This is a genomic window from Rhodospirillaceae bacterium (assembly GCA_002728255.1).
Classification (GTDB): Bacteria; Pseudomonadota; Alphaproteobacteria; order UBA7887; family UBA7887.
In genome coordinates, this window is sequence record PBWV01000042.1 from 18,474 (window position 1) to 42,903 (window position 24,430).

The following is a 24,430-nucleotide window of genomic DNA, read 5'->3' on the forward strand; positions in this document are numbered from 1 at the left end:
TATAATTTTTTCCTATTTTGATTATTCATTTAAACTATTAACATACGGCAACCAACCATGCAAAAGTCATTCTTCTCGCTGACCCTCCTTTCCTCCCTCCTTTCACTGCTCTTCATGGGCAGTCTGCGTGCGCAGGACCCCTCTATTCAGCTCCCTGACATAGAGATAATCGGAACCACCCCGCTACCAGGAAGTGGTGTCCCAGTTGAAGATGTGCCGTCTAAAGTTCAAACCTTTGATAGTGAAGAATTGCAAAATTCCTACTCCCTGGATCTCTCTTCAATGTTGGAGAGCAAAGCTGGAGGAGTTTCAACTGTAGAAGTGCAAAATAATCCATTCCAGAAAGGCATAAACTACCGCGGCTATACCTCAGCCCCTTTATTGGGAGAGCCACAAGGTCTAGCAGTCTACCAAAATGGTGTCCGGGTCAACGAGCCATTTGGGGATGTAATGCAGTGGGACTTATTGCCGGAACCTGCCTTGGCAAGAGCTGATATTCTGTCCAGCAATCCAGTGTTTGGACTTAATGCCTTGGGCGGGGCAATTGCCCTTCAACTAAAGAATGGATTCGACTTTCAAGGAATCCGCGTCAACACCCACACAGGCTACTTCGGTCGTCATGGGACTGATATGGAGTTTGGTTTTAGTGGCGAAACACTAGCGATATACGCTGCACTGGATATTCAACAGGATGCGGGTTGGAGAAATAGATCCCGGTCAGACATACAAAAATCATATCTGAATCTCGGCTACCGCGGAGATGACCTCAACCTAACCTGGGATTTCATCCAGGCAAATAATAATCTAAATGGGAATGGTCTTGCTCCAACCGAATTGCTCGAATCTAATCGACGGGCAGTATTTACGTGGCCAGATAACACCGCAAACGATTTACTCTCGACAGGTTTAAGCGGGAATTATTTCATAAACGACATCATATCGGTCCAAGCCAATGCCTACTACCGCCGAATGTTCCGTAAAACCTTAAATGCTGATGAAGTTGAAGCAGAAGCTTGTAGCTTAGACTCAAATGAAACAGACATAGATGCCGACACTGATGCCGGTAACCAAGCAATCGCCGCGCTTTCACAGACCTTGGCCCGGAGGATAGATACCAACAATGGTATTACCAGTGCCGGTGGTGGGGTAAATTTTCTCTGCGAGGAAGAAGAGGAAGACGAGGAAATCGAACTACTGGTTGATAGTAATGGGCTCCCCATCACTGAATTTTCTGGCAAGTATGCAGCCGCTAATACCAGTTCAACAATGACCAAAGGTTGGGGATTCGGCGTTCAAACCGAGATAACTGAATCAATTATGGACTTAGATAACAAGTTCATCATAGGAGGTAGCGCTGATTATGGTCTAACAAGATTTCACCAAGAATCTTATCTGACAGGCATGAGTGCAGATAGAACTTTACTAGACGTAGAGGGCGATTTCCCTTTTGTGAATTTTGCTACGTTGGAAATAGAATTTGATAGCAATTCCGTTGATGAGGTAGCACTTGAAGTTGGGGAAGCTGCTCCCACCAAAATGCAGGCTCATAACCGATACTATGGGGTTTATTCCACAGACACTATCTACCTTAATGATGACCTTGCTGTGACATTAGGGGGTAGGTTTAATATCGCGCGCATTACATTAGATGACGAATTCCAGACCGATATAACAAATGCTACAATAACTCGTAAAGGCGACCTAAATGGCTCTCATAGATTCGCGAGATTCAACCCTAGCGCCGGAGCTACCTATGATTTCAGTGATTGGAATATCACTGGTTATGTTAACTATGCCGAATCCAATCGAGCCCCCTCTCCTGTAGAATTATCATGTGCGGACCCCGCTGTACCCTGTAGAGTGCCAAATGCTTTTGCAGCAGACCCCCCTCTGGAACAAGTGGTATCACAAGGATGGGAGTTTGGTCTCCACGGAAACATAGACCGCGCTGCACTAAAGGGCCTGACTCCACTAGACTGGAGTATCACGGGTTTTGCTTTTAACAATAATGACGATATTTATTTTGTAAGCTCTGGGGTAGGACTTGGCTCAGGCTATTTCAAAAACGTGGGTGGAACCAGGCGTGTTGGCGGGGATATCACACTCTCCGGAAGACTAGGTCTTGTAGAGTTCGATACTAACTATAGTTTCATAGAGGCCACTTTTGAAAACGCATTTAGCGTTGCATCGGAAAGCCACCCTAATCGGGTTAACAAACAAGTCGCTGTTGAAGCTGGCGATGAAATACCGGGGATACCCCAGCATACTCTTAAATTGGGATTGAATTATGAACCCAAGAAGGATTGGCTCCTAGGCTTAGACATGATTTCCCGTTCAGGAATGTATCTAAGAGGAGACGAGGGAAACTTTCTACCCCGAACCTCTGGCCATACCATATTTAATATGCAGACTAGCTACCAAGTGACAGAATGGGTACAACTATATGGCCTAATTGATAATATATTTGATACACAATACGAAACATTTGGCCAGCTAGGAGAAACTGGGACTGCCGTCCTAATTAGTGAGTTACCAGAAGGTGTTAAAGAACCACGATTTTTATCACCTGGCCAGCCATTTGGGGCCTTTGTGGGCTTACGTATCAGTCTTAACTAAGGTCTTACACAGGTAACTTTATGAACCAAAATGAGTATCTTTTTTCAACCGGGATCGCTCTGATCGACAAGGGTGGCCCGGTGATGCTCATACTGTTGGGCTTTTCCGTAATTTCCCTAACCATAATTTTGGCCAAAATTTACCAATTTTGGGCGATAAAGCTGGGCAAAACTAAATTTATTGATAATGCAATTTTGCAACTCAAAGAAAATTCTCCTCCTCTGGCATTGGGGGAATTACAAGGCAACCGCCATCCGGCCGCAACCGTTCTAACATCAGTGATCGAAAGCTCAACTAATTCTGCTATGTCTCAAAGTGACATCGAGACAGAAGTTGGCCGTGTTGGCACCCGGGAGATTAAAAATCTTGAACGTTATCTTAGAGGCTTGGAAGTCATTGCAAATCTTAGCCCCTTACTTGGACTTCTTGGGACGGTCCTAGGCATGATTAAAGCATTTGCCCGTTTAGAAACTGCGGGAAGCAATGTTGACCCAGCCATATTAGCTGGAGGTATTTGGGAAGCACTCCTAACAACGGCCTTCGGTTTAAGTGTTGCAATCCCTACCCTAGCTGCCTTCTACCTTCTCGAGGGAAAGGTAGAAAATTGCCGCTCTTTACTGGAAGATTCGGCGACCCGCGCTCTGACTATCTTGAATAGGCAAACCCAAAAAAAAACTACGACTTAAGAGCAGCAAATGGATTTTTCCGGGCGTAGCAAATCTAAAGTTGAGTTAAACGTCGCACCTCTTATCGATATAGTATTCTTGCTGTTGGTTTTCTTTATGTTAGCGAGCACGTTTATTCGACCTGAATCAATAAATTTGGCCATTCAGGCCCCAAGCAGCGTGGGTGGGCAATCTGAACAGCATATCCTCGTTGATATAGGTGCAAATGGCGCAATCCGATTGAACGGATTAGTCTTAACAATACAAGATTTAAAGCAGGAATTACTGGCTCGCAGTAGCCTACCGCAAAATAATCGAACTATAACACTTCGAACACATGATGATGTTTCCGTTCAGTTTCTAGTTAAAGTGATGGATGAAATAAACGAGGCAGGTTACAGCGATATTGCAATAAGCAACTGATAACACACAAAAAATTAAAATATTATGAAATTTAGTGCGCCAAGAAGAGTGAGCCATGGAATCAATATGGTTCCATTAATTAATATTGTTTTTCTTTTACTAATATTTTTCATGCTTAGCACAACCTTGGTTGCTCCTGAAAAAATTCCTATCGAGGCCCCTCAATCAAAAAACAGCCAAGAACAACAAAAACAACAATTTGCCCTAACGATACTTGAAACTGGAGATATTTTTTACAAAGGAAGTAAAACCTCACTTATTGAAATTTTTGAGATCCTTCAAACAGGTAGCCAACAAACCGGTGAGATTGAACTCCTTATCAAAGCTGACTCCAACGCGCTCACGAAAGTGGTGCTTTCGGTGCTTGAGGCAGCACGTGCTGCTGGCGTTGGAAAAGTCTCATTAGCAACACAGCGTCCTTCACCCTAATGAACTCGGACGTCACCCCACCACTTTTATGGCCACTTGCCATCTCGATCCTAATCCATACCTCGGTCCTTCCCTTCGCCATTTTCGAGAATAACTTGCCTAATAACAAAAGGAATGAGCAACTCGTAAATATTACATTAGAACCAATGGAGCAGAGGAATGACTCAAACCCACCTATAGAACCAATCTCTCGAACAAAGGCATCTGAACCGCCAGTCCGTAATGAAGCAATCCCAAATGATATTGTTCTCCCAAAAATAGAGAAACTTTCAGATCTTTCTAATATCGACGACCAAAGATTCACACTTCCGGATAGCAAACCTATAGTTCATAATTCACCCCAACTCGTAGAAACACCAGCTGAAGCTGAGACTAGTATCGACTTAAGTACGCCGGATCCACTGCATGGGCCTTTACATCAACAATCCCTAGAACCTGTTTCACCGGTTGAACAAGAACTGATTCAAATCACCCCACCCCCGCAACAACCATCTAAGACTTCGTTACCAAAAACAATCTACAGAGACAAAAGAGAGACCGAAGCAATAGACACGGTCCAAACCCTCCCGATTATCCAGAACATGCCCCCCGAGGTTAACAAACCTTTGTCTCAACAATCGGTACCAGTAGAAGAAATAGTAGAATTAGTAGAAGAGGAAACGGATCTAGATCCCTCAGTTAACCTTAACAACAGCATTGCAAAAGAATATGCAACGATCGTACACAATACCCTTAATAAACGAGTAAAACGTAAATACCCACGGAAAGCGCGTCAAAATTGTATTGAAGGAACGATTTCAGTCCAAATTCAAATAAGCCCAGCTGGCGAGCAACTAGCTTATACGATCCTAAATGCAGATGAAGCCCCTTCAATTCTGAGGGAGGCAACAGAGAAAATACTCAATCAACGCAGAGAATTCTCCAGATTTAATGAAGGTTTATCGGACCAACCCATGACATTCCAAGTAAACTTGGTTTATCGGCTCCCCCAATGTGCCAGGTAGATGGCCTAATTTCTCTCAAGATCATTCAACATTTCTTTAACTTTTTCTTGGACAATTTTTTGGTAAGCATCTGTGGCAGGCAGTTCAGCAGCTATATTCAGATGCCGCAAAGCCTGTCCTATATTCCTATCATCCAACTTTAAAAGTCCCACGGCATACTGAAAATGTACATTGTTATCATTAGGAGCAATTTCGAGGGCCTTGGCGTATGCATCCAAAGACTCACCTTCGTCAGCTCCATACAATAACCACGCCATGAACCCAGCAAAAATAATTTCTGAGTGCCACGCACCAAGACTTAAATAAGCTTGATAATTTCTTGGATCTAATTCGATTGCTTTATCGATCGCCGTGCGAATTTGTTCTGCGTACCCCTCGCTTAAAGCAGTCATTGTCCCTAAAGTTTGAGCATAACGACCTAAGGTATGTGCTAGTTGTAGGTAGGCCTCACTGGAACCAGGATCCAATTCCACGGCCGTTTTGGCATATTCGATCGCCTTAACAAATAAAGGTTGCATCTCTGAATCTTCTGCAATCTCATAGCCGTACACTGCCAATGACGCAGCAGCAAAAGCAAACCCTTCTGCATCACCAATGCCTGCCGCCACCACGGATGCTTTCTTAAAATTTCCGGCGGCCGCTAATTCCCGCGCCGCTTCCATAGATTGGGAGGCCATGGCTTTGTTCAGAGGAAGAAATACTAGAATTAAGAAAAAATATACAATAGCTATTCTAAATAGGTTTTGATCTATTGTTCTTTCCATTTTACCACTGAACCAAGATTTACAATCGATATAGAAACTCAGAGCTATAAAAACCTAAAGTCACCTCTCTTTGACCAGCCTAGCCCCGGTGGTGCAGAATAACCCGAAACTCCAACTCATCCCATGATTTTCTGATACCTTCGCATTAGTATCCCCTTCGATCTGGGCAAATTCAAAGCCCGTTTTACTTGAGAATACCTCGGACCCTATCCTTCTAAGCGGGTTTCACGATAGATAATATAGAACGAAACAAGTCGCTGTTTTTGTCCTTAAAACCATTCAATATACTAAAATGATGGACATCAGGAACCTCCCTCCACTGACCTACTAGGCCGTTCCCAACCCACAAATCAAAATAAGTTTTGCTTTGCCTAATAAATTCCGAAGTTTCATCTCCTCCAACTACCACAGCTAACTCTGGCCCTGTTTTAGGCAAATGATAGATAGGGCTCAAAGCCCGTATATCACCCAAAGCCAGTTGCAATTTTGGTTGCAAGAAACTGTACGGTAATGGTGCCAGATCAAAAATACCGCTTATTGCACATCCACCTTTGATTAAGTCTTCGCTGATCCCGTAATGTTTAGCCCATTTTGTAGCTAATGCCATAGCAACCAGGTGCCCTCCAGCAGAATGCCCCGAAATGCTAAGCCAATCAAGATTGCACCCGTGTGTAGACTGGTTGGAAACCAACCAATGGATTGCTCCTCTCGTTTGTCGAACAATTTCCGATAATTTTACTGATGGACAAAGCGAGTAGTTCAGTATAGCAACGCTAACACCACTCTCAACCAACAGTGGTGCTATAAATGAAAAATCCCCGGCGACACCTTTTCTCCAATATCCTCCGTGAATGAATATATGGAGAGGCGCATCCCGATTCGTGGCTGGAAATAAATCAATATATTCATCTTTAGTAGGCCCATATCGCATTCCCAGCCTACCATCAAGCTCCCTTCGAACCCGAGCACTTTCAGTTGCCCATTCTTTCATAATCGATGGAGCGTCCAATGCAGTGAGCAAAGGATTATACTCCGCGTCGATTTCTTCTTGAGTACTCAAATCGCGATACAACATTATAGGTCCCCACTCCTACTTTTCCCGTCAGTTATATAAAGGAAACTGCTCCCGTTATCAAAGATAGAGAAGATATCATAGGCTTGTTGCAATCCCCACAAATCCCATAAGACTTATAGCCTAACCAATTGTATTAGCTTTTCTATCACTATATTCCATAGTGCCCAAAATAGCTTGTTTTACATAGGCCAGATTATACTGGTTCTATCAGGCAAATAACCGCGTTTCTCAATACAAAACCATAGGAGTTTTGTATGGAAAAATGGCTTAGGGAACTACGTTAACCGGCTAGGATTATAAGGCCCTCATCGACAAATAGAATCCAGTAATTCCTGGAAAATCTTTGACCCAGGTGTACTATCAAGGACGATTTCAAGTAAACTAAAGACCCTTTATACTCCGTCCCCTCATTCGAGGATGATATAGTTTGTTTCTATGAAAATTTCGAGTACAAAATGAAAATTGATGTAGTCTCTGATACAGTTTGCCCATGGTGTTTTATAGGCAAACGACGGTTAGAAAAATCATTGATGGAGCGTCCCAATATAAAATTTGAAGTTCATTGGCATCCATTTCAGCTGAATCCTAAGATGCCGTTAGATGGAATAGATCGACAAACTTACTTAAATCTTAAATTTGGAGGATCGGTAAACACGCAATCAATTTACAGAGATATAATTACAGCCGGAGCTAGGGAAAACCTAGACTTTAATTTTGACGCAATTAAGCGCATGCCCAACTCCCTGCTATCTCATCGACTGATATATTTTTTCCGGGAGAGTAAACAACAAGATATGATTACCGAGAATTTATTCCGCTCATATTTCTTCTATGGCCTTGATATAGGAAAAATAGAGACCCTTATTCAAATTTCAGAAGAAAGTGGCTTAAGTTCCTTAGAAGTCAAAGAATATCTTTTGTCTGATGCGGACAATAACCTGCTCCAAGAGCAAGAAAAAAGGGCTCGCGAAATCGGAATCACTGGGGTTCCGTGCTTTATAATTAACGACGAATTTGTCGTCTCAGGGGCGCAAGAACCTGCGGTTTTCCTTCAAGTATTCGATGCGGCTGAAGCAAGCAACAGAAGGGGGCTGTCAATTAACCCGCCTGAGCCTCCACAAAACTAGCTAGTTTTAGTAAGATATCCTCTACCCCCTTAAAACGAGATTCTAAATTTCCCCACGTTTGAGACACCACCAATTTTTGATCTGGCCGTATTCGCCACTGATCATCTCCTTTTGAAATCCATGCAATGAGTTTCTCCCCAGCTGGAAAAATATCCTTTAAAAAACTGATCACAAGACCTCTTGGCCCGGCGTCAACTTGTATTACATGAGCGGCCCAGCAAAGCTGCTTGATAGCCACGACCCATAGCAAATGCTCAGTTTCCTCGGGGATATTGCCAAACCGGTCTACCAATTCCGCTCCAAAGTTATCCAATTCTTGGCGTGACCGCATCGCCCCCAGCCGTCTATAAAGTCCTAGCCGCACACTCAAGTCTGGCACATAGGACTCTGGTATAAGCACCGCAGCTCCCATTTCAATTTGTGGTGACCATAAGTCCTGATCAGCGCTATTAGAAGGGTCCCCATTGGCCTCGCGTACGGCCTCTGTTAGTAATTTCTGATATAATTCGACGCCAACCTCCCTGATCTTTCCAGACTGCTCCTCACCAAGAAGATTTCCTGCCCCACGAATGTCTAAATCATGGCTCGCTAGAGAAAACCCAGAACCAACGCTATCTAATTGGTTAAGCGCCTCTAATCTCTTAAGAGCATCCCCTTGTAAGGAATTAGGAGAATTCACCGTGAAATATGCATAAGCCCGTACCTTTGAGCGTCCCACCCGCCCACGGAGCTGATATAGTTGTGCCAAACCAAAACGATCTGAACGATGGACAATTAATGTATTGACAGTCGGGATGTCCAGTCCAGACTCTATAATGGAGGTCGCAAGCAATAGATCAAATTTGCGTTCATAAAATGAGGTCATAGCGCGGTCCAACTCACTTGGGGACATCTGACCGTGAGCCACTACTACCCTCGTCTCGGGAACCAGTAACGCTAACGCGCGAGAGATATTATCTAAGTCTTTAATTTGAGGACAAATGTAAAAAATTTGACCTCCCCTTGACTGTTCTCGCAGGATTGCTTCCTTCACAATAACTCCATCGTAAGGAAGAATGAATGTACGAACAGACAATCTATCAATTGGGGGGGTCGCAATAATACTCATAGAACGAACACCAGACAGGGCTAGCTGAAGAGTTCTTGGAATGGGTGTTGCCGTAAGTGTTAAAACATGAACACCACTCTTTAAGGATTTGAGTTGTTCTTTCTGTCCCACACCAAAATGCTGCTCCTCATCTATTATGAACAACCCTAGACGTTTGAACCTAATACTTTTTGATAATAAAGCGTGTGTTCCAATAACAATATCAATTTCTCCATTCTGTAAGCCCTCCCGGACCTTTTCCGCCTTTTTCACAGAAACCAAACGCGATAATTGTGCTACAAAAAATCCAAAGCCCTTAAAGCGCTCTGCAAAAGTCTCATAGTGTTGGCGGGCCAATAAGGTAGTCGGCGTTACTATAGCAACCTGTTTTCCTGATTGAGCAGCCACGAAAGCCGTCCTTAGGGCTACTTCTGTCTTCCCAAACCCAACATCGCCGCATATGAGACGATCCATGGGAACAGAGCTGGAAATACCGGCCAGACATTCCTCTATACCACTCAACTGATCCGCAGTCTCCAGGTATGGAAACCTTCCACAAAACTCTTCAAAGGCTACAGGTTCCGCTACCATCGCATCGGCTTTTCTTAAAACTCTGTCAGCGGCGGTATGAATTAATTCGGCAGCCATATCTCTTATCTGGGCTTTCACCCTAGATTTACGATTTCTCCATACGTGAGATCCTAAGGTGTCCAAACGAGCGTTGTCAGAACCAGAACCATATCGTCCCAGCATATCAATATTTTCGACAGGCAGATACAAGTAGTCCCCACCCGAATACAAAATCTGGACACAATCATGAGGAGCTGAAGATGTCTCAATGGTCATAAGCCCTTGGAAGCGACCAACACCATGGTCCGTGTGAACCACCAAATCCCCAATGGTTAATTGGGTGGAATCAGAAATAAAATCACGTGCCCTCTTGATTAAATTCCGACCACGAGTGAGTCTGGCACCCAAAACATCTCCCTCGCTTATAAGCGTCAAACTATCAATCTCAAAACCCGTCTCAAGAGGGAATACGATTAAACAAATAGCATCCAATGGAGCTGTGATAATTGTTTTCCACATCTCGCAATTGATTATTTTCGTTATGCCATACTCAGATAACAACTTAGTAAGGCGATCCCTAGAGCCGTGACTTTGGCAGGCAAGAACCACTCTTTTTTCTGTGGATATCTGTTCTTTTAAGTAGGTTGCAACGGAATCAAATAATTCAATTTCGTTACTTCTACGTTCATTCGAAAAATTTCTACCTTTTTTTCCACCAATATCCAATGATACCATACTGCCATCTGCATCATTAAATCCGTTTAGGTAGGTGATGGAATGTTCGTGGCTTCTTCTATGCCACTCTTCCTTAGAAAGAAACATACTTTTAACTGGGACTGGATTATATTTTTGAACTTTATTTAATTCGATTGGCACTTGAGGTTGAACCCGCGCCTCGTAGAAGTCTTTAACATCTGATAGTCGAGCGTCTATGGCTACTTCCAAAAAGCTATCCAATAGAATTGCCGCATTTGGTAAATAGTCAAATAATGTGCATAAATTATCATGGAAAAATGGTAGCCAATGCTCCATACCTTCAAATTTTCTACCCGCGCTTACCGACTCATATAACGGATTATCGTCCGTGATGGCTCCAAAATGACTACGATAATTTTTCCGAAATCGGGCAATTTTATCTGCATCTAGAAGTAATTCAGAAGCGGCTAAAAACCTCACGCTTTCTAAACTTCCTTCACTTCTCTGGGAAACTGGATCGAATATTTTAATTTCATCAACTTCATCACCAAATAAGTCTAGTCGGACCGGATATTTTGAGTCCGAAGGATAAACATCAATGATATTTCCCCTAACCGCAAAATCTCCGGGCTCCATTGCCTGACCTAAACGTGTGTAACCATTAGCCACAAGATAGTCCGCAAAATCCACGATATTAATAAGATCCCCTTTGTTTAGGACCCACTGGGACTGTTCTTTATTGAGACCACTAGGAATGCGTTGCAACGTCGCATTACAAGTGGTTAATAAGATTAATCTAGTACGGGTTCCTCTTTGGGTGAGCTTTGATAATGCATTAATTCTTCGAGCAGCAACTTCTTGTTTTGGAGAAAGCCTATCGTAGGGCAAACAATCCCAAGCTGGGAACATTACCAATTTCTCATCAGGAGATATGAAAGTTAGAGCCTCTGCCATCACCTCCATCCGTATTTCATCTCGGGCAACGAATAGAAAATCACGATTGGGAAATTTTTTAAGAACTTCAGAAATTACAAGGCTTTCACTACCTGCAGGCACTCCCGAAATCGTCGATGGTCCGGAATCCATAAATCCCTTGGGAAAATAGATCACACTATGCACTCAAGAAATAATAGATTGGAGATCGTGAATCATCGTTCGACTGATCCCTTTTGGGATCTCCGTCACTCCGGTCAGCCAATCCCATATTACCTGATCATCACAATTTACAATGTTCTCCAGTTTAATTACATCAGCAGAACCCATATTTTCCAAATAACGGTCGGCGAAGGTGCCAAGCAACAAATCGGCTTCCCTGGACCCTCTGTGCCAACAACGAAATTTTAATCTTTTTTTCCTTGTATTAAGCGCCATATCAAAAATTAAATTTTACTATTTCTGGAATTCAGTTTTAAGATGCCGATAAACACGAAAAAGAAGATCTGATTGCCGGATTCTTTTAGTACCATTACGATGAAATCTTGGACCAAGAAATAACTAACATTATACAGCTTAAACCCTCAATAATTAATCGCAATATATCTCATGAGACCAGTTCTTCTTTCAAAAATATTCACCCCTATTTCCAAAATTCCAGGAGTTTCTTCCAGATTGACTCCCTTGTTAGAACAGGTATGTGGACCAGAAATTGTAGACTTTTTCTGGCATTTTCCAAGCGGAGTAATTGACAGAACATTTTTTCCAAAAATAACTGAAGCCTCACCTGGACAGATTTCTAGTTTTATAGTTCGTGTAGACAATCATGAAAAACCCCGCAACAAGAAAATGCCCTATAGAGTTAAATGCACCAATGAGGATGGTGATTTAACTCTTGTCTTTTTTCATTCTCACCCAGAGTACCTCAAGAAGGAATTACCAGAAGGTAAACTGAGACTAGTGAGTGGGAGGGTCAACACCTATAAAGGAAAGATTCAAATCAATCATCCTGATCTAATTAGTCCTATTGAAGAGATAGAGTCACTTCCCTCTCTGGAACCTACCTATCCCCTGACAGAAGGACTTACCCGAAAAACACTGACAAAGGTTATTCAGAAGGCACTACACCTCGCACCTGATTTACCAGAATGGATTGACCAGGACCTTCTTCAGGAGAACCAGTGGCCTTCCTGGCACGATGCACTTCAGTCCATCCATGCACCAAAAACAATTAACGACCTCGCTCCTGATTCCCGCAACAGAAAGAGGCTCGCCTACGACGAGCTCTTAGCCGACCAACTTGCAGTGGCTTTAATTAGAAAAAATAAGTTTCAGGGATCTGGTCGTCCTAGCGGCAAATATGGAGCAGTAGTTAAACAAGCCGAGTCACTTCTACCATTTAAGTTAACGGTGACACAAAAGAAGTGTATTGAGGATATTATACACGACATGGTCGCCAACAAACGTATGGTAAGACTAGTGCATGGCGACGTAGGAAGTGGGAAAACGGTCGTAGCATTTCTTTCAATGATTGCCGCTATTGCAGCGGGCCATCAGGCGACCTTTATGGCGCCCACAGAAATTTTAGCTCAGCAGCATTTTGAGGCACTAAACACCTGGTGCCAGCCACTTGGAATCAGCTGTCACCTCCTGACAGGTTCAACCAACGGAAAAACTCGAGCAGCAACGCTAAACTCCATATCAACTGGGAAAGTCAATATAGTAATTGGGACACACGCTATAATACAACCAGACGTAAAGTTTAAGGATTTGTCTTTAGCTATCATAGACGAACAACATAAATTTGGTGTAGGCCAGCGGCTCGCACTCAGCCAAAAGGGAATGCACGTTGATCTCCTAGTCTTAAGTGCAACACCTATCCCCCGTACCCTGTTAATGTCTGCTTACGGAGATATGGACGTCTCGCGTTTAACAAGTCGGCCAAATAATCGTGGAAAAATTCGTACAGCGGTGAAACCGTTGTCACAAATTCGTTCAGTGATCGATGCAATTTCTCGGGCGATTAGTGCGGCTGGAAAAGTATATTGGGTATGTCCTCTAGTCGAGGAATCTAATTTTATGGATCTTTCTGCAGCCACGACTAGACATACTAATCTAGAGAAAATTTTTGGGAAAAGAGTTGGGCTAGTGCATGGGCAAATGGACCAAATTACTAAAGATCGTGTAATAAATAATTTTGCCAATGGCTCTACAGACATCTTGGTGGCCACAACAGTAGTAGAAGTCGGTATTGATGTGCCAGATGCTACCATAATGATTATTGAACAAGCTGAACGTTTTGGTCTTTCTCAACTCCATCAACTTCGAGGAAGGGTGGGGCGTGGTGAGAAATCAGGCAGTTGTTTGTTACTATATGGAAGTCCTCTTAGTCCCACAGCGCGCGCACGACTGGAGATTCTTAGACAAACCACCGATGGATTTCTTATTGCGGAGGAAGATTTACGATTAAGAGGGGCTGGGGAATTACTGGGCAGGAGACAAAGCGGATTACCACAATACAAAATAGCCGAGCTTCCGTTAGATAATGACTTATTAATAACAGCTCACAAACATGCAAAACTGATCACCAACACTGAAAATTTTCTACACCTATCCTATGGTCCTGCTCTGCGGGTTCTCTTATACTTGTTTCGACGAGATTCAGCTCTAACTCTGCTTCGCTCAGGGTAGAGAACTCTACTTTGGGCTGGGTGGCGTCACAATACCAGCAGAAACAATCATCTTTATCGCCTCCTCAACTCCCATATCCAGGACGACGAGGTCCTTTCGCGGAACAAAAAGTAGGAAGCCGGAAGTTGGATTTGGTGTTGTTGGGAGAAAAACATTTACCACGTCCTCTTTGATTTCGGATCTTACTTCCCCTGTGGTCTTTGTCGTAATAAAACCAATAGCCCAAATTCCCCGACGGGGATATTCAATCAATGCAACCTCCCTGAAAGAACGAGAAGATGATCGAAGTACTGTCTCAAAAATTTGCTTTAATGCTCCATAAACACTACGAATTACAGGCATTCGATTGAGTAAATTTTCTCCCACACGAACAACAAATCGTCCCAATAGGCCAGCGGCTAAAAAACCTATTACGGTTAAGCCAATCAATACTACTACGAGACCAATTCCTGGAATATGTAAACCTGTATAGTTCTGAAGAAGAACCTGAGGGTTATAGGGTAAGGGGATTAGGGGCACGACCTTACTATCAATCCAATTGATAACCCACATCGCCACTGTAAAAGTGATTGCTATTGGCGCCGTTACAATTATTCCTGTAAGGAAATAATTTCTCACCCGCGAAAGGTGGCTACGCTTCCTTATTGTTCTGAGGTCTACTTCTTCTTTAAGATGAGGTTCAGGCACGTTACATCCTTTTGTAAAAATTCAAGTAAATCATAGAGATTAATAAGCATAACAGAAAGTTTCTCTATTCAGTTCCCCAAAAAGAACTCCGATAGTTGTTCAATTATATCCCCTGGAGCCTCCTCGGGAATAAAATGTCCTGATTTAATCGCTCTACCTTGTACGTTAAGCGCTCGTTCCCTCCAGATAGCGATAACATCATATCTATTATGCATTGCGCCAAAGGCGCCCCATAAAGCGAGCACTGGACAGGAAATTTTTTTCGCCAAGTCGACCTTATCATGTACTAGATCGATGGAAGCACCTGCCCTATAATCCTCGCAAGTGGCATACAAAACACCGGGACGCTTAAAACATCTCAGATACTCGCCAAACGCCTCCTCGGTAATTGTATCCACTCCGTGACCCCAGGAACCGAACTGGGTACGCAAATAAAATTCTAGACTATTAGCTATCATTGTTTCGGGGACCGGGTGTCGTTGAATTAGGAAAAACCAATGCCAGTATTTTGTGGCTAAATCTTTATCAGCATCTTCAAAAATACGATATGTAGGCACAATATCTAACACGCACAGCTTCAAAATTTTTTCTGGGTAATCTAAGGCCATTCGGTGGGCAACTCGTCCACCTCTGTCGTGACCGCAGACCATAAATTCAGAATAGCCAAGAGCCTCCATCACTTCAGTCTGATCCCTAGCAGTGGCCCGTTTCGAATAGTTATAGTGCTGATCATCAGGCTGTGGAAGACCGCTATCTCCGTAACCACGCAAATCAGGCATAACTAAGGTAAAACTCTCTGCTAAACTTGGCGCCACTTTGTGCCACATTACATGGCTCTGGGGGTATCCATGCATGAGGAGAAGTGGCGGCCCATTTCCACCAGTAACCAGATTTATCTCAGTCTCCGAAACCTTAATTTTTTGTTTAGCAAATCCTTCAAACATAGCTATATCCACCTTTTCATTGTTTTTCCTCAATGCTTTAAGCGATAATAAATACTGTAAATTTTTAACCGAAGGGTCTCCTATGCATTTCTCAACCCAGGATTTGGAAGAAGCGGCTTCCTTAGTACATAAAGTTGTACCGCCCACCCCGCAACACTCTTGGCCACTCCTAGCACACCACACCGGTTGTGAAGTTTGGATTAAACATGAAAACCATACACCGACAGGTGCCTTCAAAGTCCGCGGTGGTGTAATATACATGGAGTCTCTTAAAACTGAAAATCCATCCTGCACAGGAGTAATTGCAGCTACTACAGGAAATCATGGACAGTCTATTGCAGTTGCTGCAACTAACGCAGGATTAAACAGCGTAATTGTTGTGCCACGTAATAATAGTTTAGCGAAGAATCGCGCTATGACTGCCCAAGGGGCCAGACTGATAGTACACGGAGAGGACTTTCAAGAAGCATTTGAACATGCTGAAGAACTTTCAGAGAAATTATCATTGCATATGGTTCCATCCTTCCACTTAAATCTCATACAGGGAGTGGCATCTTATGGTCTCGAACTATTTCGTTCCATCAACGATCTCCACACAATTTATGTGCCAATTGGACTTGGATCAGGAATTTGCGGAGTGATTGCCGCCAGAGAGGCCCTGGGGATCACCACCAGAATAGTAGGCGTTCAAGCAGAAGGAGCTCCCTCCTACGCGTTGTCCTTTGAGGCAAGAAGACCAGTTTCTACTAATGGCGCTAATACTTTTGCTGCTGGCCTAGCAACTCGTATTCCAATTCCTGAAGCAGTTGCTTTTATTAACCGCTATGCGGAACGAATCATTACTGTCAACGACACCCAAATATTGGAAGCTCAAGCACTCCTGATGCGAGATACCCATAACATAGCAGAACCCGCCGGAGCCGCTGCATACGCCGCTCTAATCAAAGAAAAACATAAAATGCTAAATAAAAAAGTCGGCGTTATCTTATCAGGCGGTAACGCTGAACCAGATAACTTACTAAGAATACTTTCCTCAGCTGTATTTGAAGAAAATGGAGATTATAGTCAGTGAATATTTTAAGGTATGTAATAGCTCTCTTCAGGACTCATAATATGAATTATAAATTTCTTAAAGTTTTTCTGGTTCTCACTATATTCTTCTTAGGCAGTAATGAATCGAAATCCGAACGCCTAACCTTTATGACTGGCCCTGCTGGAGGGACCTGGTATCCATTGGGAGGGGCTGTGAAGCAGCTTCTTGAGCAGGAAATTCCTGACTTGGAGATCACTGTACGTCCTGGAGCAGGCCTTATAAATATTAAAGGAATTTCAAAGAATAAAGCAGAGCTTGCCTGGGGAAACGTAATATCCACGGTGGACGCTCTTAGTGGCCGCCCTCCCTTCAACACCCCAGTCGAGAATCTTTGCAACCTAGCCGCATTTTACTATCAATACGCTCAAATTCCTGTGACAGACCCAGAGATATCCAGCATTGCAGACTTACGAGGAAAATCCATTGGCACCCTTCCGAGAGGGAATACCACGGAAGTAGCAGCGCGCAGCATTCTTAGTCTTTACGACATCTTATACGAGAATCTCAAAAAAATTAATTTTGTTTCTATTACGGATCAAGTCAACATGATGAAGGATGGTCAGATTGATGCTGCCATCCTTATAACATCAGTTCCGGCTGCTGGTATTATAGATCTAACATCGTCCCGTAAAATTTCGCTCCTACCGATTAGTGATGAGAAATTCGGGATTTTAGAACGTAAGAACCCCGGATGGAGCCGGGCTGTTATCCCCGCCTCTACCTATCCTGGACAAAATACAGATATACCCACAGCGCGCTTCCAAATGCACCTGATAGCAAGTTGTTCTGAGATATCCCAAATGACTGCCTACAAAATAGTTGAGGCTCTCGCCCGCAGAGGCAGCGAACTTAGCGCAGTCACCGCTATGCTAGAGGGATATGATATTAATATGATGTCAAAATATATTGGAGTACCCTTTCATCCTGGTGCAAAGTTATTTTATATGGAAAGTGGGATAACCTACTCCCACTGATGCACCTTCCACAAAAGTGTCGCACATGAAAATGAGTTATCTAGTCAACCGAGCAGTATCAGCTATTGCGTTATCGATGGCCGCCTACCATTTATACGTCGTGATTTTTGGAGTGCCATCAGTATTTTTCTTTCGTGGCACTCACCTTTTATTCTCTCTAGTTTTAATTTTTTTAATACATCCTTTTGGAAAAAGCCAATCTAGAACAACCGCCATAAGAGCATTGGATGCAATATTCATATTATGCTCTGTTGCATGCCTTGCACACATTTTTATAAACCATGACTATATTTTAAGTCGCTTTGCGTATGTCGATGACCTATCTGCTCTGGATTTGACATTAGGAACGGGGCTAATTTTCCTCACATTGGAGGCAACTAGAAGGGTGATTGGACTTGCCCTGCCGCTAACGGCAACTATCTTCGTAGGATATGCATTAATCGTCGATCAAATCGGCGTTGAGCAACTAATAGATCAGATGTACCTAACTACGGAGGGAATTTTTGGGATTCCCTTAAACGTTTCAGCAACTTATATGGTCTTATTTATATTGTTTGGGGCACTTGTGGAACGCTCAGGAACAGGGAAACTTTTCCGAGACTTTTCTCTAGCTTTAGCGGGCTCATCGGCTGGGGGCCCAGCAAAAGTAGCGTGTGTCACAAGTGCAATGTTTGGAACTGTATCCGGCAGTTCAACGGCTAATGTCATGACAACCGGAACATTCACTATCCCGCTCATGAAAAAAATTGGATATCGTCCTGCTTTTTCTGGGGCAGTTGAGGCTGTAGCCTCAACTGGAGGTCAAATACTTCCGCCGATAATGGGGGCTGCTGCGTTCGTAATGGCTGAGATGATGGCTGTAAGTTACATGACAGTCATCTCCATGGCGATTGTACCAGCTCTACTATATTTCATTGCAGTATTTCTAGCCGTTCATTTTGAGGCAAAACGCACGGGTTTGAGGGGGATTCCCAAGCCAGATCTTCCGAGACTAAACAACGTTCTTAAAACACGTGGGCATCAATTTCTGCCTTTACTAATAATTGTTGGTGTCTTACTTGCTGGCTTCAGCCCGCCCTATGCCGCTTTATGTGGATTGGCATCGGTGCTTCCGGTAGCTCTACTTGGTAAAACTACCAGAAGGGAAATTTCATGGAAAACTTTCACAGATGCAATGGTCGTAGGAATACGCAATACTCTTGTTGTCAGCAGCGCATGTGCTAGTGCAGGAATCGTTATCGGTGTCATATCACAAACTGGTATTGGAATCGAATTTACCCAATTAGTTGCTGGGGGCTTCAGTGAAAATTACCTTATCTTGGCCCTCATTCTGACGGCTGTTGCAGGCATCTTGTTGGGGATGGGCTTACCGACAACCCCTGCGTACATCGTGCAAGCTGCTTTACTAGCACCGGCCTTGATTAACCTAGGGATACCCCGTGAATCAGCCCATTTATTTGTTTTCTACTTTGCCATACTCTCTGTGATTACTCCGCCCGTCGCAATTTCACTATATGCTGCTAATGGTCTCTCGGGGGCAGGTCTATGGGCATCCGGATTGGCGGCAGTAAAATTGGCAGCAACCGGCTACATCATACCATTCATGTTTGTCTTTGCTCCCTCGCTCTTATTAATTGGTACTTGGGATGATATTCTTTGGTCGGTGGGCACCGCATTAATTGGGGTCATCTGCCTAGCTGCCTCATTGCACGGTTACCTGCTAAGGAATCTCAATTTCTGGTCTAGAGTTATACTATTTGTGGGTGCTCTTGGACTTCTTAGTCCTGGGTTAGTGAATGATGGAATAGGACTGGCTTGCTTATTACTCATTGTTGGACAGCAAACTATCCATAACCCAAAGAAAAATCTCCCATGACTGTGACTTCGTTTTAATTACCAATGAGCCCACCAAAAATTATACATAGACCATCTCCCAACTTCGACCTCAGAGCGAAGGGTCAACGGCCTAAGATGCTTGTTCTTCATTACACAGGTATGGAAAGTAATGCAAAAGCTATTAGCCGGCTTTGCGATGCGAGATCTTTTGTCAGTGCGCACTACGTTATTGAGGAAAATGGGACATGCTCCCAACTCGTGCATGAGGCTTATCGCGCTTGGCATGCTGGCGAGAGTAATTGGGCTGGAAACGAAGATATCAATAGTTCCTCTATAGGCATTGAACTTTGCAATCCTGGTCATGATTGGGGATATAGAAAATTCCCGGAGCAACAGATGAAAACCTTAATTAGTCTGTGTAGAGATATCATAGCACGGAATTCTATTTCCTCCCATCTTGTGCTCGGTCACTCAGACGTAGCACCACACAGAAAAACGGATCCTGGGGAACTTTTCAATTGGCGACGCCTTGCTGAAGAAGGAATCGGAGTGTGGCCCAACAAATCTATCTTGTTTGATAAAAAAATATGGCCTGAAACAATTCAACTTAGTGCATCAGATATCCGGAGGATTCAGGAAAAACTAGATAGGTTTGGCTACAAAATAAGAGCTACGGGCGCACACGATCACGAAACAGTGGCTGTGACTAAGGCGTTCCAGCGACACTTTCGAACAAATAAAATCGATGGGAAACTAGACAAGGAGATTGAAATCATTCTAGATAACTTGCTACTGCAAATAATTTAGTCTGAGATCGTCTCATAGATGCTTGCCCTAGGCCCCAGAAGCGCGCTAAATGTTAGGGTTGGCTACGATCAAGGTCAGAGCCAGCATCCTAAATTATTTTTTCAGAGAGTCGAATGATGCGTGGTACTGCTAATCCGGGAGAGAGGTACAGATGAAAGGATCCACTGTTATAGTTGGTGTAATTGGCCTTATTGCAGGCTTAATTATAGGAAATTTTCTCCTAAACCCAGGTGAAGATATTACCAACAACAAAGTTAATATAACTCCGACCGAACGGGCCGCGGAGCCCATACGCTGGAAAATGGCAAGTAGCTTTTCTAGTGAGATGGTCCAATTGGGAAGCCAAGGAAAAATGTTGGAAGAAAGGCTCCTAGTCCTCTCCGGTGGAACCATGGAACTAAAATTCTTTGAGCCAAATGCACTAGTACCAGCCCTGGAAATATTTGATGCTGTCTCGACGGGAGCGGTAGATGCTGGATGGTCCGTTAGTGGCTACTGGGCAGGAAAAGTGCCCGCTCTACAATTTTTTACAGCTGTCCCGTTTGGCCCAAATGCTGGTGAAGGTATTGCCTGGATGTACCATGGTGGCGGCCTAGAACTAATGCAAGAGATTTACGCCAGACATAACATATATTCCCAACCCTGTAATCTTATATCTCCGGAAGGCTCAGGGTGGTTCACAAAAGAAATTAAAACAGTAGATGACTTAAAGGGCCTTAAAATGAGATTTTTTGGTCTTGGCGCCAAAGTGATGGAAAAATTCGGTGTATCGACGCAATTAATAGCGGGAGGAGATATCTTTCCTGCTCTAGAGTTAGGAACTATTGACGCCACAGAATTTTCTATGCCTGCCATTGATTTAGACCTCGGATTTCACCAAGTGGCCAAGCAGTATTACTTCCCAGGATGGCATCAGCCAATTAGTATGGGAGAGTTAATGATCAACTTGGAAAAGTGGAATGGTCTAAGCGCTCAACAACAAGAACTAATCAATGCTGCCTGCAAAGAAAGTATGCTCCGGGGCTTAGCTGAAGGAGAGGCTCTACAATATCCAGCACTTCAAGAGTTAGAGGCAAAGGGCGTAACTTTTCATAGATGGTCCCCTGAAATACTCGAAGCCCTGGAAGCTGCATGGCTTGAAGTAGTAGATGAGGAAGCTGCGACTGACGAGGATTTCAAACGCGTTTGGAATTCTCTGCAAAAATTTCGAGCAGATTGGAAAATATGGGGTGATCTTGGATATCTGGACTGAGTAAAATCAAAAATATTTGTAAACGGCCCGACGTAAATGTCGGGCCTCCTTATTTACATCGTCCCTATTTTCTATCTATATTTTTACTTGAGGAAGGGAGCGTAACATTTGCAGGAATGGACCTGACGTTCCAATAATTCCCTAAAACAATAAGTGATACTCCAGCCAGAAGCCAAGAATCTATATTCTCCGAATACAGAAGATAACCTAACACCATAATTATAGGTAATCGTAAGAAATCAATTGGGATTACCAAAGAGGCCTCACTCCGACTTAATGCTTCAGCCATGCAAAAGTGTGCGCTTAATCCAAAAGCTCCTACAAAGAGTACCCATATCCATAGAGTAAAGCTGGGAGCACCCCAATTCAGTAGGATACCAATGAAGGATAAGAGCAATTGCACGTACGTCATATAAAACATAATGCACAAAGGCGTATCAGTTCGGGCCAAACTTTTAACCATCACATAAGTAATTGCATAAAGTCCGGCACTTCCCAATACTACTATAGAGGCCGTATCTATGACATCGACCCCGGGGCGCAAGATTAATAATACGCCAACAAACCCGAATCCTACACTCGCTACCCGCCGGAATGAAAACTTTTCACTTAAAAAAACCGACGCCAAAATAAGTGTCCAAATCGGGGTAGTAAATTCTAGCGCAAACACCTCTGCCAAAGGAATCATCGTAATCCCAAATAGCCAACCATATTGAGCTAAACAGTGCAAAGCACCTCTGGAAATCTGCATCTTATAGCGCGATGACTTGACCTGTGACCAACCATAATATGATAAGAGGATAGGCATCAACAATGCCCCAACAAAACTTCTCCAAAATAAAATTTGTAAAGCCGTTAATTCGACAGAGAGTTCCCGTGCAGCTATAGCCATACCCACGAATGACAAAACAGCGCCCAACATCCAACAAACGCCTGGGGGAATTCTGAAACGCTTTTTGACTATAGCTGGCCTCCAATATCAATAACAATCTTCCCGAAATGTTGCTTTGTACGCATCATACGATAAGCTTTTTTAGCCTCTTCGAAAGGAAAAATGTGATGGACCACTGGATGGAGTTTATTTGCCTGTATGGCTCTATTCATCCGCTCAAACATCGCTCGACTTCCTACATATATTCCATACAAATTAAGAGATTTTCTCATTAAGAAAGTAGGATTTACCTGGCCATCAGCCAAGATACCAATCAAATATATACTACCCCCAATCTTCGTAGATTGGATAGATTGAGTTAAGGTTCCAGCACCTCCAACTTCTACCACATGATCTACTCCTGCCCCACTAGTCAAGGCCAAAACTTCATCGTGCCAGTCTGGATTATCAAGATAATTAATTGTCTTCCACGCACCTAATGCCTTCGCTTTTTCCAACTTTTCATCGTTACTGGAAGTAATAATAGGAAGTGCACCATGCATTACGGCAAACTGAAGAGCAAAAAGTGAAACTCCACCGGTTCCCAGCAACAACACCGTATCCCCGGCAATAACACGACCCCTTTCAACCAAGGCGTGCCAAGCTGTTAGAGCGGCACATGGGAGAGTAGCTGCCTCTATATACGATAGGGATCCAGGAATTTTAATGATACCCTCCTTCTTAAATATTCCCGTCTCCCTAAGAACTCCTTCTGCAGCACCCCCTAGTGCACTATTCATAGCCGAAGAGGTAATTGGTCCATCTAGCCAATCCTGAAAAAAACAAGTCATTACCCGATCACCAACAGCAAAATCTTCAACATCTCTTCCCACGGCCACTACTTCCCCCGCACCATCAGAATTTGGGATAAATGGGTGAACCAAGCCCCTCGCCTCCGGTTTCTCAACTGTCACAAGGTCCCTATAGTTAACTGAGGATGCTCGCAACCTAACCCTGACATCACTCGGACCTAGATTGCCACATTCAATATCGGAAACTTGAAGGGAGTCGATGCCCTTGTTACTTGTTACCTGATAAGCCTTCAATGTAACCTCCTAGTTTTGTTCAACTGAAATTCTCTAACTTGGATATCTCTAATTTTAAAATGGTTTTTGACATATTTTATAGATGTTTATTTATATTAGTTGATAGATCAGTATAATTGAATGGCAGTTCAGTATGTGTGGAAGATATAGCCTGACCTCGAATACGGAAGCTTTGGCTGCGCATTTTGAACTCCAAACAACCTACACACTGAAACCACGTTATAATATTTCGCCCTCACAAAATTGCCCCATCATTACGCAAAATAAAGATAATGCCAGACAACTTCAAAATATGAGGTGGGGACTTGTACCACATTGGTCTAAGAGCTTAGACCCAAAATTCACATTGTTTAACGCGCGGAGTGAAACAATTGATAGCAAACCTTCCTTTAAGTACTCCTTCCGACATCGACATTGTCTAGTACCAGCAAACGGATATTATGAGTGGACTACTGACCCTTCCGGTAAAACTGCCCACAGAATCACTATTAAAAATGAACCCATCTTTGCGTTTGCCGGTCTGTGGGATATCTGGCAAGAGCAAAACCACACAATATATTCCTTTACTATTGTAACAATCCCTGCCTGCTCCCAACTGGAGACCCTTCATCATCGAATGCCTGCCATAATTAAACCCAAATACTACTCTGCATGGTTGGCAAATAAGGAAAATGGCCTATCCGAAGAGAATGATTCTGTTTTTACTACAACCAAACTGGGAACTAGGGTCAATGATCCACGAAACGATGGACCCGACCTGTGGTTGCCGCAATCCTGATC

At 43.4% G+C, this 24,430-nt stretch carries 20 protein-coding genes and 1 pseudogene; 13 read left to right on the forward strand and 8 right to left on the reverse strand.

Going from position 1 to position 24,430, the window contains the following annotated elements; translation table 11 throughout:
- The first annotated feature begins 57 nt into the window (after positions 1–57).
- Genes CMM32_10200 through CMM32_10220 form a run of 5 tightly spaced genes read left to right on the forward strand, consistent with a single transcriptional unit; the run spans position 58 to position 5,137 of the window.
- Positions 58–2,616 (forward strand): hypothetical protein, encoded by a 2,559-nt coding sequence (locus CMM32_10200; protein MBT07264.1) that lies wholly within the window; start codon positions 58–60, stop codon positions 2,614–2,616.
- A gap of 20 nt (positions 2,617–2,636) precedes the next feature.
- Positions 2,637–3,302 carry a flagellar motor protein MotA gene (locus tag CMM32_10205; protein ID MBT07265.1) on the forward strand — a complete coding sequence of 222 codons (666 nt, stop codon included), beginning with the start codon at positions 2,637–2,639 and terminating at the stop codon, positions 3,300–3,302.
- Between the two features lie 9 nt (positions 3,303–3,311).
- Positions 3,312–3,704: a hypothetical protein gene (locus CMM32_10210; GenBank protein MBT07266.1), complete on the forward strand. Its 393-nt coding sequence runs from the start codon at positions 3,312–3,314 to the stop codon at positions 3,702–3,704.
- A 24-nt stretch (positions 3,705–3,728) separates the two neighbouring features.
- Positions 3,729–4,133, forward strand: coding sequence for a hypothetical protein (locus CMM32_10215; protein ID MBT07267.1), 405 nt, complete (start codon positions 3,729–3,731; stop codon positions 4,131–4,133).
- A complete protein-coding gene (locus CMM32_10220) occupies positions 4,133–5,137 on the forward strand; it encodes a hypothetical protein (protein ID MBT07268.1) in 1,005 nt (334 codons plus the stop codon). Before CMM32_10215 ends, CMM32_10220 begins: the two co-directional genes overlap by 1 nt.
- Before the next feature lie 5 nt (positions 5,138–5,142).
- Here CMM32_10220 and CMM32_10225 read toward each other — a convergent pair whose 3' ends face one another.
- Positions 5,143–5,901 (reverse strand): hypothetical protein, encoded by a 759-nt coding sequence (locus tag CMM32_10225; protein ID MBT07269.1) that lies wholly within the window; start codon positions 5,899–5,901, stop codon positions 5,143–5,145.
- A gap of 214 nt (positions 5,902–6,115) precedes the next feature.
- Positions 6,116–6,976: an esterase gene (locus tag CMM32_10230; GenBank protein ID MBT07270.1), complete on the reverse strand. Its 861-nt coding sequence runs from the start codon at positions 6,974–6,976 to the stop codon at positions 6,116–6,118.
- 455 nt (positions 6,977–7,431) lie between these two features.
- Between CMM32_10230 and CMM32_10235 the strand changes: the two genes are divergently transcribed.
- A complete protein-coding gene (locus tag CMM32_10235; GenBank protein MBT07271.1) occupies positions 7,432–8,103 on the forward strand; it encodes a hypothetical protein in 672 nt (223 codons plus the stop codon).
- Here CMM32_10235 and mfd read toward each other — a convergent pair.
- Together mfd and CMM32_10245 are read right to left on the reverse strand one after the other, a co-directional pair.
- Positions 8,075–11,542: a transcription-repair coupling factor gene (gene mfd, locus CMM32_10240; GenBank protein ID MBT07272.1), complete on the reverse strand. Its 3,468-nt coding sequence runs from the start codon at positions 11,540–11,542 to the stop codon at positions 8,075–8,077. The genes CMM32_10235 and mfd overlap by 29 nt on opposite strands.
- A gap of 33 nt (positions 11,543–11,575) precedes the next feature.
- On the reverse strand, positions 11,576–11,827 hold the full coding sequence (locus CMM32_10245; protein MBT07273.1) for a succinate dehydrogenase assembly factor 2: 252 nt from the start codon (positions 11,825–11,827) through the stop codon (positions 11,576–11,578).
- A 171-nt stretch (positions 11,828–11,998) separates the two neighbouring features.
- On the opposite strand from CMM32_10245, the gene CMM32_10250 reads away from it, so the two are divergent.
- The gene (locus CMM32_10250; GenBank protein MBT07274.1) at positions 11,999–14,080 is read left to right on the forward strand and encodes an ATP-dependent DNA helicase RecG; all 2,082 of its coding nucleotides are present in this window, start codon (positions 11,999–12,001) and stop codon (positions 14,078–14,080) included.
- Between the two features lie 6 nt (positions 14,081–14,086).
- On the opposite strand, the gene CMM32_10255 is transcribed toward CMM32_10250, so the two are convergent.
- Both CMM32_10255 and CMM32_10260 read right to left on the reverse strand, forming a co-directional pair.
- Positions 14,087–14,632, reverse strand: coding sequence for a hypothetical protein (locus CMM32_10255; protein MBT07275.1), 546 nt, complete (start codon positions 14,630–14,632; stop codon positions 14,087–14,089).
- Between the two features lie 203 nt (positions 14,633–14,835).
- A complete protein-coding gene (locus CMM32_10260; GenBank protein MBT07276.1) occupies positions 14,836–15,711 on the reverse strand; it encodes an alpha/beta hydrolase in 876 nt (291 codons plus the stop codon).
- 82 nt (positions 15,712–15,793) lie between these two features.
- Between CMM32_10260 and CMM32_10265 the strand changes: the two genes are divergently transcribed.
- The 5 genes and pseudogenes from CMM32_10265 to CMM32_10285 all read left to right on the forward strand — a co-directional run bounded on the left by CMM32_10265 (position 15,794) and on the right by CMM32_10285 (position 21,673).
- Entirely contained in the window at positions 15,794–16,783 is a 990-nt protein-coding gene (locus CMM32_10265; protein ID MBT07277.1) for a hypothetical protein, read from the forward strand.
- Entirely contained in the window at positions 16,780–17,778 is a 999-nt protein-coding gene (locus tag CMM32_10270) for a C4-dicarboxylate ABC transporter substrate-binding protein (GenBank protein MBT07278.1), read from the forward strand. The genes CMM32_10265 and CMM32_10270 overlap by 4 nt, the downstream gene beginning before the upstream one ends.
- 25 nt (positions 17,779–17,803) lie before the next feature.
- Complete coding sequence (locus CMM32_10275; GenBank protein MBT07279.1) at positions 17,804–19,654, forward strand: C4-dicarboxylate ABC transporter permease; 1,851 nt, start codon at positions 17,804–17,806, stop codon at positions 19,652–19,654.
- 95 nt (positions 19,655–19,749) lie between these two features.
- A pseudogene (locus CMM32_10280) lies at positions 19,750–20,172 on the forward strand (N-acetylmuramoyl-L-alanine amidase).
- 400 nt (positions 20,173–20,572) lie between these two features.
- Entirely contained in the window at positions 20,573–21,673 is a 1,101-nt protein-coding gene (locus CMM32_10285; protein MBT07280.1) for a C4-dicarboxylate ABC transporter, read from the forward strand.
- Positions 21,674–21,737: 64 nt separating this feature from the next.
- Here CMM32_10285 and CMM32_10290 read toward each other — a convergent pair whose 3' ends face one another.
- Together CMM32_10290 and CMM32_10295 are read right to left on the reverse strand one after the other, a co-directional pair.
- On the reverse strand, positions 21,738–22,595 hold the full coding sequence (locus CMM32_10290) for an EamA family transporter (protein ID MBT07281.1): 858 nt from the start codon (positions 22,593–22,595) through the stop codon (positions 21,738–21,740).
- Between the two features lie 38 nt (positions 22,596–22,633).
- Positions 22,634–23,650, reverse strand: coding sequence for an NAD(P)-dependent alcohol dehydrogenase (locus CMM32_10295; GenBank protein ID MBT07282.1), 1,017 nt, complete (start codon positions 23,648–23,650; stop codon positions 22,634–22,636).
- A gap of 133 nt (positions 23,651–23,783) precedes the next feature.
- Here CMM32_10295 and CMM32_10300 point away from each other — a divergent pair, with 133 nt between their 5' ends.
- Complete coding sequence (locus tag CMM32_10300; protein ID MBT07283.1) at positions 23,784–24,428, forward strand: hypothetical protein; 645 nt, start codon at positions 23,784–23,786, stop codon at positions 24,426–24,428.
- The last annotated feature ends 2 nt before the right edge of the window (positions 24,429–24,430 follow it).

What these genes read in the sequence shown, in the direction of transcription:
- CMM32_10225 (MBT07269.1), bottom strand. Translation starts at nt 5,901, where the DNA reads ATGGAAAGAACAATAGATCAAAACCTATTTAGAATAGCTATTGTATAT.
- CMM32_10285 (MBT07280.1), top strand. Translation starts at nt 20,573, where the DNA reads ATGAAAGGATCCACTGTTATAGTTGGTGTAATTGGCCTTATTGCAGGC.
- CMM32_10265 (MBT07277.1), top strand. Translation starts at nt 15,794, where the DNA reads ATGCATTTCTCAACCCAGGATTTGGAAGAAGCGGCTTCCTTAGTACAT.
- CMM32_10235 (MBT07271.1), top strand. Translation starts at nt 7,432, where the DNA reads ATGAAAATTGATGTAGTCTCTGATACAGTTTGCCCATGGTGTTTTATA.
- CMM32_10250 (MBT07274.1), top strand. Translation starts at nt 11,999, where the DNA reads ATGAGACCAGTTCTTCTTTCAAAAATATTCACCCCTATTTCCAAAATT.
- CMM32_10230 (MBT07270.1), bottom strand. Translation starts at nt 6,976, where the DNA reads ATGTTGTATCGCGATTTGAGTACTCAAGAAGAAATCGACGCGGAGTAT.
- CMM32_10275 (MBT07279.1), top strand. Translation starts at nt 17,804, where the DNA reads ATGAAAATGAGTTATCTAGTCAACCGAGCAGTATCAGCTATTGCGTTA.
- CMM32_10220 (MBT07268.1), top strand. Translation starts at nt 4,133, where the DNA reads ATGAACTCGGACGTCACCCCACCACTTTTATGGCCACTTGCCATCTCG.
- CMM32_10290 (MBT07281.1), bottom strand. Translation starts at nt 22,595, where the DNA reads ATGTTGGGCGCTGTTTTGTCATTCGTGGGTATGGCTATAGCTGCACGG.
- CMM32_10245 (MBT07273.1), bottom strand. Translation starts at nt 11,827, where the DNA reads ATGGCGCTTAATACAAGGAAAAAAAGATTAAAATTTCGTTGTTGGCAC.
- CMM32_10210 (MBT07266.1), top strand. Translation starts at nt 3,312, where the DNA reads ATGGATTTTTCCGGGCGTAGCAAATCTAAAGTTGAGTTAAACGTCGCA.
- CMM32_10215 (MBT07267.1), top strand. Translation starts at nt 3,729, where the DNA reads ATGAAATTTAGTGCGCCAAGAAGAGTGAGCCATGGAATCAATATGGTT.
- CMM32_10255 (MBT07275.1), bottom strand. Translation starts at nt 14,632, where the DNA reads ATGTGGGTTATCAATTGGATTGATAGTAAGGTCGTGCCCCTAATCCCC.
- CMM32_10300 (MBT07283.1), top strand. Translation starts at nt 23,784, where the DNA reads ATGTGTGGAAGATATAGCCTGACCTCGAATACGGAAGCTTTGGCTGCG.
- CMM32_10260 (MBT07276.1), bottom strand. Translation starts at nt 15,711, where the DNA reads ATGTTTGAAGGATTTGCTAAACAAAAAATTAAGGTTTCGGAGACTGAG.
- CMM32_10200 (MBT07264.1), top strand. Translation starts at nt 58, where the DNA reads ATGCAAAAGTCATTCTTCTCGCTGACCCTCCTTTCCTCCCTCCTTTCA.
- mfd (MBT07272.1), bottom strand. Translation starts at nt 11,542, where the DNA reads ATGGATTCCGGACCATCGACGATTTCGGGAGTGCCTGCAGGTAGTGAA.
- CMM32_10205 (MBT07265.1), top strand. Translation starts at nt 2,637, where the DNA reads ATGAACCAAAATGAGTATCTTTTTTCAACCGGGATCGCTCTGATCGAC.